Here is a 15,016-nt window from a genome sequence, read left to right on the forward strand (position 1 = left end):
AAAACCCGCTTCGGCGGGTTTTTTTTCTTTTTGTGGCAAGCATTTGCGCTTATTCCTGTTTCCGGGCGGTCTCATTGGCTAAGGTGGATACATCGTCGTCGGAGAGTTCGGAATGACCGCTGTAGATTTACCCGCTGCACCCCGAGTGTTGATCGCCGAGGCTGACCCTTGGGTGCGCGATATGCTGACCGAATTAGTGCTGAGCGTGCGGTGTGATGCGGACCTGAAAGTGTGTGCCGATGGGCAGCAGGCGCAGGACTGGTTGAACCACCACCAACCCGATCTGGTGGTCGCCGACTGGGCGCTTCCGGGCACTGATGGCTTGAGTCTGCTGCACTGGGTGCGCCAGCAACGCCGTGAGCCGGCCGTGCCGTTTATTCTGCTCAGCAGCCGCAATGATGCTGCCAGCGTGCGTGAGGCGGTGCGGCTGGCGCCCACGGCTTATCTGACCAAACCCTTGAACATGGACGGCCTGCGCCAGCGCTTGCAGGATTTATTGCTGCAAGCGGGTGAGCAAGTCGCTTGTGAGACGCCCTCGCTGGCGCCGGGCTTGAGCTTGTCGCACTTCCTCGAAAATCGTCGCGAAATCGCTGAAGGCGCACCCTTGCTGGTGGATGTGCGGCAGGTGGTGAAGCACAGCCTGGACGCGGGAGTGGATTTGAAATGGCTGGAGCAAGAGCTGCGTTTTGACCCGCACGTCACCGCCGTATTGATCGCGGCCGCCAACAGTGCAGCGCAGCACCGAGGCAAAGCCGCGCAGACCTTGCAGCAGGCGTTGCAGGCGTTGGGCCCGACGCAGGGTGTCAATCTTATCCTCGGCCTGGCCATGAAGCGCAGCGCGATGCTGACGGACAAAGCGTTGATCATCCGGGCTGAGCATTTTTGGGCATTGTCGCAGCGTACGGCGGAATACGCTCGCTCGCTGGCGCGCTTGCTGGAACTCGACCAGGAGCGCTGCTTCTGCGCGGGCTTACTGCATTGCCTGGGCGATTTGACGGTGTTGCGTTGCTTGCAGGACTGGCTGCTGGCCGGTGGCGAGCTGGACGAGGAGGTGGTGAGTGAATCGCTGGTGCAATTTGGTGCCGGGTTCGGTTCGGCTCTGCGCACCCGCTGGCGCTTGCCGTTGGAGTTGCGCGAGTTGATTGCGTCGGTCTACCAGTTCAGCGGCGGCGTGTATTCGCGCGAAGCCTTGGCGATGAACGTGGCAGCACAGATGGCACTGCTGGGGCCGGATGACGGGGTTGAAGCGCTCGCCAACAGTAAACCGGCTCGGCTATTGAAGATCGGAGCGTCGGAGCTGGGGCGGTTGCGCAAGAAGTAGGGCAGAAGGGGACTGATTTTTCAAAGAGCGCGAAAAATAAATCAGTCCCCTACTCAGACTAAAACAATCTGATTCTTGCCCTGACGTTTGGCCTGGTACATCGCGGCGTCGGCGCGGGCGTAGAGGATTTCCAGGCCGAGGTCATCGTCGCGCAGGTTGGTCAGGCCCTGGCTGACGGTGATGCCGAATGCCTTGTCATCGCACTGGAAATTCAGGCGCTGGATTTCCCGTTGCAGACGTTCGGCAATTTGCTTGGCCATGTCCGATGCACAGCCGGGGAAGACTGCCGCGAACTCTTCACCCCCAATACGCCCGAACACATCACCCCGGCGCAGGGCCGAACGCCCGCTCTCGGCGATGCGTTGCAACACCTGATCGCCTTCCTGATGGCCGTAGGTATCGTTGACCTGCTTGAAGTCATCGATATCCAGTAACAGAAACGCCAAAGGCGAGCCCTGCAAACGTGCCTGTTCGAACTCATGCTGGGCGCATTCGAAGAAGTGGCGGCGGTTGCTGCTTTGGGTCAGGACATCAGTGGTGGCGAGACGTTGAAGTTCGCCTTCCAGCTGCTTCTTTTCAGTGATGTCTTCGGCGATGCCCACCACGATCAGGCGCTGCCCCCGCTCCTGACGGCTGATAAAGCATTTGTCGCTCAGCCAGCGTACCTGACCGTCGGAACGGATGATCCGGTACTCGCGGTCTTCGATGGAGCCCTTGTCCAGCACTTCCGCGAGACTGCGTTCGGCGTAGTCCAGGTCATCCGGGTAGATGCTGTCGCGCCATTCGTTGTAGTCGGCCAGCAGCAAGCCCGCCGAGCGACCGAAAATTCGCTCATAGGCCGGGCTGACGTAGATCATTTGCCGGGTTTCCCAATCGAATGCCCATAACACTGCATTCACGCTGACCAGCAGCGAACTGAAAAGCTGTTCGCGCTCGCTCAGGCGCGCGACTTCGGCTTGGGCATGCATCAACGCCAGCAGGGTTTCCGCGGCCGCTGGCAGATCGATTAGGGGCTGGTTGAGGGGAGTCGAGTTGTCCATGGGCACTGCATCTCAAGAAGATGTGCGGCGCACAGCCACAACCATACCCACCGAATGATGAGTTGGTGTTGAGATCGATTGTACGGGACGAAGTTCCGGCAGGCGCGCTCCCGGACGGGGCGCGCCGATCAACGGTGTCAGGTGGCCGCAGGGCGCAGCGAGTAGGTTTTCAGCTGATGGGCGAAATCGCGCAGGGACTGGATGCCACTGGCTTCGGCTTCGTGGACCCAATCCTTGATCGCGGCGAGCATGTCGTGACCGTTGCTGCTGGTTTTGAGCCAGATCTGTTGCAGCGCCAAACGCTTCTCGTAGATCACTTTCAGCGCGTGGCTGTGTTCGAGCATGGTCTGGATGTGCAGGTGATGCTTGTCATCGAGCAGGCTGGTTTCTCGGGAAAGCAGGCGCTTGGCGCGATGGAACTGGTGACGTACCGACGCATCGGCTTTGGCCAGCTCTTGTTTGACCAGCGGCCCGATCACCAACTTGCGGTACTGCGCCATGATCTGGAAACGATTGTTGAGGATCGCCATGGCAGTATCCATGTCCAGCGAACCCTTGCCTTCGACCCGGTGGGCGATGGGTGCGACGCGCTGAACCTTGGCCAGACGCAGGAAACTGAAGACCTTGATCCAGGCCCAGCCCATGTCGAATTCCCATTTCTTGACCGACAGCTTGGCCGAGTTCGGGTAGGTGTGATGGTTGTTATGCAGCTCTTCGCCACCGATCAGAATGCCCCAAGGCACCAGATTGGTCGCCGCGTCACGGCATTCGAAGTTGCGATAGCCCACGGCATGACCCAGGCCGTTGACCACTCCAGCGGCCCAGAACGGAATCCACATCATCTGGATCGCCCAGACGGTGATGCCGATCACGCCAAACAACGCCAGGTCGATAACCCCCATCAGCGTGACGCCCAGAAGAGGAAAACGGCTGTACAGATTGCGTTCGATCCAGTCTTCCGGGCAGTTTTTGCCGTAGATGCGTAACGTTTCCGGATTTTCCGCTTCGGCGCGATACAGCTCGGCGCCTTTGCGCAGAACGGTGGACAGGCCTTTGATCACCGGGCTGTGCGGGTCATCGACGGTTTCGCATTTAGCGTGGTGCTTGCGGTGAATGGCGGTCCACTCACGGGTGTTCTGGGCCGTGGTCAGCCACAGCCAGAAACGGAAAAAGTGTTTGAGCCCGGCGTTGAGCTCCAGCGCGCGGTGGGCTGAGTAGCGGTGTAGATAAACCGTGACACCGATGATGGTCACATGGGTCATCAACAAGGTGGCTGCCACCAGTTGCCAAACTGATAGGTCAAGTAGACCGTTGTTCCACATAGACTGTGTAGTCCTCAAAAAAGCTCGGTAAATATTGCTCACTAAAATAAAAAAGCGGCAACGCGCATTATCACTAAGCCACCAGATAAAACCAGTCTCACTTTTAGATAAGAGTCGCTGAATGTTTCTATCCTATAATCCTCGCATTTCGTAAGGACTTCCGTTTTCTTATGTCAGTTTTTTCTCGCGATGCGTTGCGCACGGCCCTTGTTTACGCACTGCTGTCGATTCTGTGGCTAGAGCTCAGCGACATTTTGCTCCCGTGGCTGGTCGACGATCCGGCTGGTTTGGCCCGCTGGCAACTGATCAGTGGTTACGTGTGGCTGGTTTTCAGCGCCGTAATGATCTTTTTTGTGCGTGCCCGATGGCTGGGCGTTATGGGTGTGGGTACCCGGTTGGGGCAGCAAAAACAGGATCAGGAGCGCCTGCGCCAGGCGGCGGTCGTGTTCGACAGCACCCGCGAAGGCGTTCTGGTCACCGACTCGCAGGGTTTGATCGTCCATGTGAACCGGGCCTTTATGGAAATCACCGGTTATCAGCAGGAGGAAGTGCTCGGGCTGAACCCGAGCAAGTTCAAGTCCGGTCGTCATGGGCTCGCGTTCTACCAGGTAATGTTTCAGACGTTGCACAGCAGCGGCCAATGGAGCGGAGAAATCTGGAACCGGCGCAAAAGCGGCGAAATTTACCCGCAATGGCAAAGCATCCGCAGCATCAAGGATGATCGCGGCGCACTCAGCCAATACGTGGCAGTGTTTTCCGACATCTCCGCGATCAAGCGCTCGCAGCGCGAACTGGCGCATCTGGCGCATTACGACTCCTTGACCGACCTGCCCAATCGCCTGCTGTTCACCGACCGTACCGGGCAAGCCCTGACTAATGCCCAGGCCAACAAGCGCGGCTGTGCATTATTGCTGATCGATCTGGATCACTTTAAAAACATCAACGACAGCCTTGGGCATAACGTCGGTGATCAGGTGCTCAAAATTGTCGCCGGGCGGCTGAACACCCTGTTCGGCAACGGCATTACCCTGGCTCGACTCGGGGGTGATGAATTCGCCGTGTTGGCTGAGAACTGTCAGCAGGTGATGCAGGCCGCCGCACTGGCCCAGCGGGTGATTGATGGCTTGAAAGAGCCGTTCGTGTGTGAGGGCCATCAGCTGTTTATCAGTGCCAGTGTCGGCATCAGCCTGTTTCCCGATGACGCCCTGAATGCCGAGCAACTGTTGCGCAACGCCGACTCGGCGCTGTTCAAGGCCAAAAACGAAGGCCGGGAAGGGTATGCCTTATACACCGAAGAGCTGACCGCACACGCCCAGCAACGGGTCGAACTGGCCAGCGAGCTGCGTCGCGCTATCGAGTGTGAGGAGCTGCGGGTGTTTTATCAGCCGGTTCACGATCTCTCCAGCGGCCGTATGCTCGGGGTCGAAGCGCTGGTGCGCTGGCAGCATCCGCAGCGTGGACTGGTGTCGCCGGGTGAGTTCATCCCGATTGCCGAGCAGAGCGGCTTGATCGCCGATATCGACGCCTGGGTGTTGAAGCGCGCCTGCCAGCAGATGTGTCAGTGGCGGGAGGCCGGGGGTGACCTTGATTTCGTCGCCGTGAATGTCTCCAGCCGGTTGTTCAGTCACAGTGATCTGTACCAGCAGGTGGCGCAGGTTTTGCGCGAAACCGGGCTCGATCCGGCGTTTCTGGAACTGGAAGTCACCGAAAGCGCGGTGATGGAAGACCCGGAAATGGCCATTGAGCAGCTGCATCGTCTGCGTGAACTGGGCCTGCGGTTGGCCATTGATGATTTCGGCACGGGCTATTCGTCGCTATTGCGGCTCAAGCGCATGCCGGTGCAAAAACTGAAAATCGATCAGGGTTTTGTCGCCGGTTTGCCCCATGACGAAGACGACGTCGCCATCGTCCGGGTGATCATCGCCCTCGGGCAAGCGTTAGGCATGCACGTGCTGGCCGAAGGCATAGAGCGCGCCGATCAGGCGGATTTTCTCCTGGAAAACCATTGCGAGATGAGCCAGGGGTATTTGTTTGGCCGTCCGCAGCCGGCGGACCAGCTTAATTTGCCGTTGCGCTAAGCGCCGGAATAAAAGGCGTTGGAGCTGCGCAATGCGCTCCAGCGCAGGCAAAACCTCTAAATTCTTTTTAGTTATATCTGCATTCTTAAACAGTATTTTTAAGAATAACTGCGCCTCTTTAAGATCACCCTCACGCCACAAGCAGTCGCCCACGAATCGCTACTGCAGGCACCTCTTAAAGGAGCAGCACCATGAGCGCATCTCTACGTAGCGTTGACGGCCAGGATGAGGCAAGCATTTTGCGCGAAATCCAGAGTGCATTGCGTGACCTGCGCTTCGGTGCGGTGGAAATCACGGTGCACAACGCGCAAGTGGTTCAGATCGAGCGCAAAGAAAAATTCCGTTTGCAGACACCGAGCAACAAGCCGGGCTGAATTTTGCAGACATGCAGGAGCGTTGCGCTTAACCCAAAAAAGAATTGTTCAGGAGCTTCACCCATGTCTATTCGCCGTTTTGCCTTGGCCGCTCTCGCCAGTGCTGTCTTTGCGGGTTCCGCCGTTGCCAAGGACATCGAGCTGCTCAACGTGTCTTACGATCCGACGCGCGAGCTGTATCAGGATTACAACGCTGAGTTCGTCAGTTTCTGGAAGAAAACCCACGCAGACGACAACGTCAAAATCCAGCAATCCCATGGCGGTTCGGGCAAGCAGGGGCGTGCGGTGATCGACGGTCTGCGCGCTGACGTGGTGACCCTGGCCCTGGCCGGCGACATCGACGAAATCGCCAGGATTGGCAAGAGCTTGCCCGAGAACTGGCAAACCCGCCTGCCGAATGCCAGCACGCCCTACACCTCGACCATCGTGTTCCTGGTGCGCAAGGGCAACCCGAAAGGCATCAAGGACTGGGGCGATCTGATCAAGAAAGACGTCTCCGTGATCACGCCAAACCCGAAAACCTCGGGTGGCGCTCGCTGGAACTTTCTCGCCGCCTGGGCCTACGGCCTGAAGGCCGGTGGAAGCGAAGCCAAGGCCCAGGAATACGTGCAGACCTTGTTCAAGCACGTTCCAGTGCTGGACACCGGTGCTCGCGGTTCGACCATCACCTTCGTCAACAACGGTCAGGGCGACGTGTTGCTGGCCTGGGAAAACGAAGCGTTCCTGGCGTTGAAAGAAGAAGGTGGCGCCGACAAGTTCGAGATTGTCGTGCCATCGTTGTCGATTCTGGCTGAGCCACCAGTGGCTGTCGTCGACAAGAACGCTGACAAAAAAGGTAACAGCGAAGTCGCCAAAGCCTACCTGGAACACCTGTACAGTCCGGCCGGTCAGGAAATCGCGGCGAAAAACTTCTACCGTCCACGTGACGCGAAGGTCGCTGCCGAATACGCCAGGCAGTTCCCGAAACTGGAGTTGGTGACTATCGACAAAGACTTCGGCGGCTGGAAAGCGGCGCAACCGAAATTCTTCAATGATGGCGGCGTGTTCGACCAGATCTACCAGGCGCAATAACCTGTGAGGCGATACGCTGAAAAGCGGGTCGCCTCGTTTGGCCTTCGGCCCGGATTCGTTTCCGGGCTTCGTGCGTTAACCAAGGACTTTTATGTCGCGTCGTATCTCCCCTGTCATACCCGGCTTCGGGCTGACGCTGGGCTACACCTTGGTGTACCTCAGCTTGATTGTGCTTATTCCGCTGTCGGCCATGTTCATACATGCCTCGCAGCTGACCTGGGATCAATTCTGGGCCATCGTCACCGCACCGCGTGTGATTGCCGCCCTGAAGTTGAGTTTTGGCACCGCGTTCTATGCCGCCATCATCAACGGCGTGATCGGCACGCTGCTGGCCTGGGTGTTGGTGCGGTACACCTTCCCCGGCCGCAAGATCATCGATGCGATGATCGACCTGCCGTTTGCGCTGCCGACTGCTGTCGCCGGTATCGCCCTGACTGCGTTGTACGCGCCCACAGGTCTGGTGGGGCAGTTCGCCGCCGACATGGGCTTCAAAATCGCTTACACCCCGATCGGCATCACCCTGGCACTGACCTTCGTCACCCTGCCGTTCGTGGTGCGTACGGTGCAACCGGTGTTGGCCGACATCCCGCGCGAAGTCGAAGAGGCTGCCGCCTGCCTGGGCGCCAGACCGTTGCAGGTGTTCCGCTATATTCTGGTACCGGCTTTGCTGCCCGCGTGGCTGACCGGGTTCGCCCTGGCCTTTGCCCGTGGCGTCGGTGAGTATGGTTCGGTGATTTTCATCGCCGGCAACATGCCGATGAAGACCGAGATCCTGCCGCTGCTGATCATGGTCAAACTCGACCAATACGACTACACCGGCGCTACCTCCATCGGCGTAATGATGCTGGTGGTTTCTTTCATTCTGCTGCTGCTGATCAACTTGTTGCAGCGCCGCATCGAAACCCCTTAAGGAGGCGCACAGCATGTCCAATTCAACGCTTATCGCCGCCTCCGCAGCCAATGCCGCACGGCGTGGCAGTGCGGTCTCCCGTCGGGTTTTTATCGGTCTGGGCTGGCTGGTCTTCGTCCTGTTCCTGGCACTGCCGCTGTTTATCGTGGTGTCTCAGGGGTTGAAAAACGGTCTGGGTGCTTTTTTTACCGCGATCTTTGAGCCGGACGCCTTGTCGGCGCTCAAGCTCACGGTGATCGCCGTGGTGATTTCGGTGCCGCTCAACGTGGTGTTCGGCGTCAGCGCTGCCTGGTGCGTGAGCAAGTACTCGTTCCGTGGCAAAAGTATGCTGGTGACGCTGATCGACCTGCCGTTCTCGGTTTCGCCGGTGATCGCCGGTCTGGTCTACGTGCTGATGTTCGGCGCTCAAGGCCTGTTCGGGCCGTGGTTACAGGATCACGACATCCAGATCGTGTTCGCCTTGCCGGGCATCGTGCTGGCGACCATTTTCGTCACCGTGCCTTTCGTCGCTCGGGAGCTGATCCCGCTGATGCAGGAGCAAGGCACGCAAGAAGAGGAGGCGGCGCGGCTGCTGGGCGCCAACGGTTGGCAGATGTTCTGGCACGTCACGGTGCCGAACATCAAATGGGGTCTGATCTATGGCGTGGTGCTGTGTACTGCCCGGGCCATGGGTGAATTCGGCGCGGTCTCGGTGGTTTCCGGGCACATCCGCGGCGTCACCAATACCTTGCCGCTGCACGTCGAGATCCTCTACAACGAATACAACCACGTCGCAGCGTTTGCCGTGGCGAGTCTGTTGCTGATCCTGGCGCTGTTCATTCTGCTGCTCAAGCAGTGGAGTGAATCGCGCATTACCCGTCTGCGCCAAAGTGCGGCGGAGGAATAATTCATGTCGATCGAAGTCCGTAACGTCAGTAAGAATTTCCACGCCTTCAAGGCTCTGGACGCCATCAATCTGAACATTCAGAGTGGCGAACTGGTCGCGTTGCTCGGTCCGTCAGGCTGCGGTAAAACCACCTTGCTGCGCATCATTGCCGGCCTGGAAACCCCGGATCAGGGCAGCATCGTGTTCCACGGTGAAGACGTCTCCGGGCACGATGTGCGTGATCGCAATGTCGGGTTCGTGTTCCAGCATTACGCGTTGTTTCGCCACATGACGGTGTTCGACAACGTCGCGTTCGGCTTGCGCATGAAACCGAAAAACCAGCGCCCAAGCGAAAGCCAGATCGCGGTCAAGGTTCACGAATTGCTGAACATGGTGCAATTGGACTGGTTGTCCGACCGTTACCCGGAGCAGCTTTCCGGTGGTCAGCGTCAGCGTATCGCCCTGGCCCGGGCGTTGGCGGTAGAGCCGAAAGTGTTGCTGCTCGACGAACCGTTCGGCGCACTGGATGCCAAGGTCCGTAAAGAGCTGCGTCGCTGGCTGGCGCGCCTGCACGAAGACATCAACCTGACCTCGGTGTTTGTGACCCACGACCAGGAAGAAGCCATGGAAGTGGCCGACCGCATCGTGGTGATGAACAAGGGCGTGATCGAACAGATCGGCTCACCGGGCGACGTGTATGAAAACCCGGCCAGCGATTTCGTCTATCACTTCCTCGGCGACTCCAACCGCCTGCACTTGGGCGAGGACCACCACGTATTGTTCCGTCCGCATGAAGTGTCACTGTCGCGGCATGAGCTGGAAGACCATCACGCAGCTGAAGTCCGTGATATCCGCCCATTGGGCGCCACCACTCGCGTGACCTTGAAAGTCGAAGGCCAGAGTGAGTTGATCGAAGCTGAAGTGGTGAAAGATCACGACAGCCTGATCGGCCTGGCGCGCGGCGAGACCCTGTTCTTCAAGCCCAAGGTTTGGCAGCAACTGGCGGATATTTAAATTTGCTTGATGCGGTGTGTCAGGCGCACCGCATCAATTTCTTCGCAGGCAAGCCTGCTCCCACAGAGATAGCGGTGTTCGCAAAGCCTGTGTGTGAGGCTTGCAACTACGCGTCCCGCTGCGAAGAGGCCAGTCAAACCACCGCCTTTTCATTGCCATTCCTCCTGTGAAGCGATGATCATGCCTCGGGATTTGACGAGGTGTAATCAAGGAGTTCACATGAATGGAGCGGTATGGCGTTCGCGACTGGTCACTGGGCATTGGTTCAGCAATCTTCCCGCGGATTTGCAGGATAGCCTGATCGGTGCCGCGAAGCTGCGGCGGCTGACGCCGGGTAAAAATTTATTCCGATGCGGCGATGCGCCGTGTGGGTTGTATGCAGTGGTTGAAGGGATCATTCGGGTAGGTGAGAGCAACGAGCAGATAAAACCGACTTTGCCGTCGTCGATTGAGTTGCCTTACTGGTTTGGCGAGGTGTCATTGTTCGACGGCCTGCCGCGTACTCAGAATGCGTTTTCCCATGCCCACAGTATTGTGTTGCAGGTGCCACAAACGGTCCTGGCACATCTGCTGGAAAAGCAGCCGGTGTATCGGCGCCAGTTCGCCTCATTGCTGAAGCAGAAGCTGCCCTTGAGTAACGAGCAACTGGAAGGCCACAGCCAGTTACCCACCGCCGCCCGCGTGGCCTTTTGCTTGCTGCTGATCGCGCAAGGCTATGGCGCAATCAATCACTCGCCACAGGTGATCGAGTTGCCGGCGACGCAGTTGGCGCGGTGGTTGTTGATCTCCAGGCCAACCGTGCACAGCGTCCTGAGGGATTTGCAGGCACGGGGTGTATTGAGTCTGGGGGAGACCGAAATCAGAATCCTCGATCTGGATAAACTGCGTGCGGCGGCCACTTAATCGGCCTAGCCTAGAGGCACGATAAATCGAGGTGCACCATGCGTTTGCTGTTAGTGGAATACGATGCCAGTACTGCCAATCTTCTGGCCAGGGGACTGGGCGAGTCGGGTTTTGTAGTGGACGTCGCGCTTAATGGTCTGGCCGGCCGTCATTTCGTTGAAGAGCAAACGTATGACCTGATCATCCTCGACGTCATGTTGCCGGGCCTCAATGGTTGGCAACTGCTGCAATTGATCCGCCAGCGCGGGACCACGCCGGTGCTGTTCCTGACCGCCCGCGACTCCATGGAAGACCGCCTGCGCGGGCTGGAACTGGGTGCCGATGATTACTTGCTCAAGCCGTTCACCTTCGACGAGTTGCTGGCGCGGGTGCGTACCCTGTTGCGACGTGGGCCGACCGGGACTGCCGACAGCTACGCCATTGCCGATCTGGAAATCGACGTGACCCGTCAGCGGGTCAGCCGCGGTGGGCAACGGATCTCCTTGAGCGATCAGGAGTTTGAACTGCTGCAGTTGCTGGCCAGCCGCCAGAATGAAGTGATTTCACGTTCGTTGATCGCCTCGCAGGTCTTCAACAACGACACGCATAAAGTCGAAATCGCCATCCATCGCCTGCGCTCGAAGATCGATGAGCGCTATTTGCCGAAACTGATTCATACCTTGGGGGGTGCGGGTTATCAGTTGGCAGTGCTGGAAGACTGATGGACCTCTACTGACGCTTTCGCAGCGGGACGCGTAGTTGCAAGCCTGCTCCCACAAAGGACCCTGTGGGAGCAGGCTTGCCTGCGAATGGCCTGACGCGGTCTATTCCCCCAACCCCTGCCGATACTGACTCGGCGTCTGCCCGGTCCAGCGTTTGAACGCGCGGCTGAAGCTGCTGGTATCGGCAAAGCCCAGCAAATAGGCGATCTCGCTCAGTGAGCTGCGCGGGTCGCGCATGTGTTGCATCGCGAGGTTCTGGCGGCACTGATTGAGCAGCAAGTCATAGCGGAAGCCTTCATCGGCGAGATGGCGTTGCAGGCTGCGCAGGCTCATGTGCAGGGTTTGGGCGATGTACTCGGCCGACGGCTCGCCATCGGGCAATTGCGCTTCGATGGCTGCGCGGACCCGGCGTTCCCACGTCAACGGCTGAAGTTGTTCGAGGGTGCGCTTGAGTACGGCTTCATTGTGTTCGGCCAGTTCCGGGTTGCCGTCCTCCAACGGGCTGTCGAAGTCGGCACAGGCAAACTCCAGCAGGTTCTCCTTGGCGGCGAAAAATATCGGCGCGCGGAACACCTCATGCCAGGGCTGCGGGTCCAGCGGTTCGGCGCGTTGCAGGTAGACCGCCAGCGGCGCGTAATCGCGGCCCAGGCGGTTGCGGCAGGTACGCACGTAGATGGCGGCAAATGCATCAATTGCCTCGTCGGCGGGTGCCGGGCTGCCCTCGGGGATGCGAAAGCGAAACTGATAGCGCTCGCCTGTCTGGCGCAGATCGAGCGTCAGAGCATCGCTGACGACCTGGTGATAACGCACGATGCGCTCGAACACCTCATGCAACGTGCCGCTGGCCACCAGCGCATAACCCAGCGCATGGAACGTAGTCGGGCTGACGAAGCGCGACACCCGCAAACCAATCGCCGGGTCGCCACTGGCCTGCACTGCCAACTGCCAGAACCTGGTGGTCGCCGTCACCGGGTAACGCGCGTTGGGATTGTCCATCAACTGCGGATCGAGCCCGGCAGCCTGGCACAGCTCAGCGCTGTCGAGGCCCAAGGCGTCCAGTTGCTTGCACAGGGCGCGGGTCCAACTGGCGAGAATGCTCGGTTCAGACATGCAGGTTGGCGCGTGCGGTCAACAGGTTGGCGTTTGCGGCCGGGCGGCGTCGGGCGCGCTGGCGCACTGTGTCATCCATCAATAGCCCCTTTGATAACCCTTACTCAATACAAGAGGATGGAAGCATGCAAGGCACTTCTGCAAGTCCCGAGAGACTCAATGCGCAACAGCGATCAGCGCATATTCGCGCGGTCGTGATGGCGCGCGGCGATGAGCTGCGTAAACGCTATCCGATTCTCAAGCATCAGGACGCCATCGGCGTCGGTATCCTGGCCTTCGCCCTGAGCGGCATGCTCGCCAGCGCCACGCTATACATCGGCGGTTACATGGCCTGGTGGGTCTGCCTGCTGCTCAATGCCTTTTTCGCCTCACTGACCCACGAGCTGGAACATGACCTGATCCACAGCATGTATTTCCGCAAGCAGCGCATCCCGCACAACCTGATGCTGGCGCTGGTCTGGATGGCACGCCCGAGTACCATCAATCCATGGATCAGGCGCCATCTGCACCTCAATCACCACAAGGTCTCCGGCACCGAAACCGACATGGAAGAACGCGCCATCACCAATGGCGAGCCTTGGGGCATCGCCCGGCTGTTGATGGTGGGCGATAACGTCATGTCGTCGCTGATTCGCATGCTCCGTGCGAAAACCTGGACCCACAAGTTCACCATCCTCAAGCGCACGTTGAGGGTTTACGCGCCATTGGCCTTGCTCAACTGGGGAACCTGGTATGTGTTTCTTGGCTTCCATGCGGCCAACGGCGTCGCCAGTCTGCTGGGCGCACCGATTGACTGGTCGGCCAATACGCTGGCAGTGATGCAGATGGTCAACATCGCCGTGGTGGTGCTGGTCGGCCCGAACGTGTTGCGCACCTTTTGCCTGCACTTCGTCAGCTCCAACATGCACTACTACGGGGATGTGCAATTGGGCAATGTGATGCAGCAATGCCAGGTCCTCAACCCATGGTGGATGTGGCCACTGCAGGCGTTCTGTTTCAACTTCGGCAGCACCCACGGCATTCACCATTTCGTGGTCAAGGAACCCTTCTATATCCGTCAGATGACCCGCTCGGTCGCGCACAAAGTGATGGCGGAAATGGGCGTGCGGTTCAATGATTTCGGCACCTTTAGCCGGGCGAATCGGTTTACGGTGAAGGAAGAATCGGCGGCGCAGGGTGTGAGTCCAGCGCGGGTCTGATACTGCTCCCACAATGGATCACTTATAACCTGTGGGAGCAGGCTTGCCTGCGAATGGCTTAACACGGTTTTACTTATTCAATTAAGGTCTATATATAACGTTAAAAATTACTTTAAGAAATAAGCCACTCATGCCAATCATTCGTCCCTCGGTGATGACGGCCAAGTCATGTGTCTGTAACAGGGTATGTGTAGGCTCGATTTCACAGGTTTTTTATGGGTCGCTCCTTCGACAGGGGGCGGCCCTTTTTTTATTCAGCGATTCATGTATCGCAAATCCCCGTAGGAGCTGCCGAAGGCTGCGATCGACCGGGAACCGGTCGCGCTCTTGAGACCTCTGAAGGTCCTCCGGACCTTATCGCAGCCTTCGGCAGCTCCTACAGTTTATCTAATGTCTATATTCATTTTGGGTCTTAACAAATAGCTTCTTATTCCTTAACGAATATATGCCGCTTCCCTATACTTTGCCCATGAACGCAAACAGGCAGGAGGCGCATCCCATGCGTAACGAGTCGATCCGCTATCTGATTGTGCCAGGCTGGCAAGGGTCGCCTGACGACCATTGGCAGACGCATTGGCAGAACAGTTTGCCCAACAGCGCGCGCGTGGAGCAGGCCGACTGGCTCAAGCCACGCCGTGAGGACTGGGTGGGTGAGTTGCAGCGCAGCATTGCCGCTGACAGCACGCCAGTGATCCTGATCGCTCATAGCCTGGGTTGCATTACGGTTGCGCATTGGGCCGAACTCGCGCCTTTGCAGTCGCTGCGTCAGGTACGCGGCGCCTTGCTGGTGGCACCGGCGGATGTCGAACGGCCGAACTGCTCGCCAGCTTTGCGCAATTTCGCGCCAATTCCCACGCATCTGCTGCCGTTCCCGACCCAGGTGGTCAGCTCGGACAACGATGCGGCGGTCAGCACTCAGCGTGCGCTGGAGCTGGCGCGCAACTGGGGCGCCGAAGCGGGCATTCTCAGTGGGGCCGGGCATATCAACGTCAAGTCCGGACATCAGCGTTGGGAGCAGGGCTTCGCCTATTTGTACCGCCTGCAAAATCGAATGGAACAGCAGGCTCGGCGTCGCGCTTGAATTCATTTTCTTCGTCGGGCCATTTGG

Annotated in this window: 14 protein-coding genes; 11 read left to right on the forward strand and 3 right to left on the reverse strand. The window is 58.6% G+C overall.

What is annotated here, in order from left to right; translation table 11 throughout:
• The first annotated feature begins 112 nt into the window (after positions 1 to 112).
• The gene (locus tag AC1MEE_RS24330; protein ID WP_480412057.1) at positions 113 to 1,321 is read left to right on the forward strand and encodes an HDOD domain-containing protein; all 1,209 of its coding nucleotides are present in this window, start codon (positions 113 to 115) and stop codon (positions 1,319 to 1,321) included.
• Positions 1,322 to 1,374: 53 nt separating this feature from the next.
• On the opposite strand, the gene AC1MEE_RS24335 is transcribed toward AC1MEE_RS24330, so the two are convergent.
• Both AC1MEE_RS24335 and desA read right to left on the reverse strand, forming a co-directional pair.
• Positions 1,375 to 2,361, reverse strand: coding sequence for a GGDEF domain-containing protein (locus AC1MEE_RS24335; protein WP_480412058.1), 987 nt, complete (start codon positions 2,359 to 2,361; stop codon positions 1,375 to 1,377).
• A 137-nt stretch (positions 2,362 to 2,498) separates the two neighbouring features.
• Positions 2,499 to 3,683, reverse strand: a complete 1,185-nt coding sequence (gene desA / locus AC1MEE_RS24340; protein WP_480412059.1) for a delta-9 fatty acid desaturase DesA — start codon at positions 3,681 to 3,683, stop codon at positions 2,499 to 2,501.
• A 170-nt stretch (positions 3,684 to 3,853) separates the two neighbouring features.
• On the opposite strand from desA, the gene dibA reads away from it, so the two are divergent.
• The 8 genes from dibA (at position 3,854) to AC1MEE_RS24380 (ending at position 11,599) form a co-directional block, all read left to right on the forward strand.
• Complete coding sequence (gene dibA / locus AC1MEE_RS24345; RefSeq protein ID WP_480412060.1) at positions 3,854 to 5,761, forward strand: phosphodiesterase DibA; 1,908 nt, start codon at positions 3,854 to 3,856, stop codon at positions 5,759 to 5,761.
• Between the two features lie 191 nt (positions 5,762 to 5,952).
• The gene (gene oscA, locus AC1MEE_RS24350) at positions 5,953 to 6,135 is read left to right on the forward strand and encodes a sulfur starvation response protein OscA (RefSeq protein WP_480412061.1); all 183 of its coding nucleotides are present in this window, start codon (positions 5,953 to 5,955) and stop codon (positions 6,133 to 6,135) included.
• A 63-nt stretch (positions 6,136 to 6,198) separates the two neighbouring features.
• Entirely contained in the window at positions 6,199 to 7,206 is a 1,008-nt protein-coding gene (locus AC1MEE_RS24355; RefSeq protein ID WP_480412062.1) for a sulfate ABC transporter substrate-binding protein, read from the forward strand.
• 91 nt (positions 7,207 to 7,297) lie between these two features.
• Positions 7,298 to 8,116, forward strand: coding sequence for a sulfate ABC transporter permease subunit CysT (gene cysT, locus AC1MEE_RS24360; protein ID WP_480412063.1), 819 nt, complete (start codon positions 7,298 to 7,300; stop codon positions 8,114 to 8,116).
• Positions 8,117 to 8,129: 13 nt separating this feature from the next.
• Positions 8,130 to 9,002, forward strand: coding sequence for a sulfate ABC transporter permease subunit CysW (gene cysW / locus AC1MEE_RS24365; RefSeq protein ID WP_480412064.1), 873 nt, complete (start codon positions 8,130 to 8,132; stop codon positions 9,000 to 9,002).
• 3 nt (positions 9,003 to 9,005) lie between these two features.
• A complete protein-coding gene (locus tag AC1MEE_RS24370; RefSeq protein ID WP_480412065.1) occupies positions 9,006 to 9,995 on the forward strand; it encodes a sulfate/molybdate ABC transporter ATP-binding protein in 990 nt (329 codons plus the stop codon).
• Between the two features lie 219 nt (positions 9,996 to 10,214).
• Complete coding sequence (locus AC1MEE_RS24375) at positions 10,215 to 10,898, forward strand: Crp/Fnr family transcriptional regulator (RefSeq protein ID WP_480412066.1); 684 nt, start codon at positions 10,215 to 10,217, stop codon at positions 10,896 to 10,898.
• A gap of 38 nt (positions 10,899 to 10,936) precedes the next feature.
• Positions 10,937 to 11,599: a response regulator gene (locus AC1MEE_RS24380; RefSeq protein ID WP_480412067.1), complete on the forward strand. Its 663-nt coding sequence runs from the start codon at positions 10,937 to 10,939 to the stop codon at positions 11,597 to 11,599.
• Between the two features lie 102 nt (positions 11,600 to 11,701).
• Here the strand turns inward: AC1MEE_RS24380 and AC1MEE_RS24385 are convergent, their stop codons facing one another.
• On the reverse strand, positions 11,702 to 12,709 hold the full coding sequence (locus AC1MEE_RS24385; protein ID WP_480412068.1) for an AraC family transcriptional regulator: 1,008 nt from the start codon (positions 12,707 to 12,709) through the stop codon (positions 11,702 to 11,704).
• A gap of 125 nt (positions 12,710 to 12,834) precedes the next feature.
• Here AC1MEE_RS24385 and AC1MEE_RS24390 point away from each other — a divergent pair, with 125 nt between their 5' ends.
• Together AC1MEE_RS24390 and AC1MEE_RS24395 are read left to right on the forward strand one after the other, a co-directional pair.
• Positions 12,835 to 13,908, forward strand: coding sequence for a fatty acid desaturase (locus AC1MEE_RS24390; protein ID WP_480412069.1), 1,074 nt, complete (start codon positions 12,835 to 12,837; stop codon positions 13,906 to 13,908).
• A 499-nt stretch (positions 13,909 to 14,407) separates the two neighbouring features.
• Positions 14,408 to 14,989 (forward strand): alpha/beta hydrolase, encoded by a 582-nt coding sequence (locus AC1MEE_RS24395; RefSeq protein WP_480412070.1) that lies wholly within the window; start codon positions 14,408 to 14,410, stop codon positions 14,987 to 14,989.
• The last annotated feature ends 27 nt before the right edge of the window (positions 14,990 to 15,016 follow it).

It is taken from the genome of Pseudomonas sp. ASL3 (genome assembly GCF_056680425.1).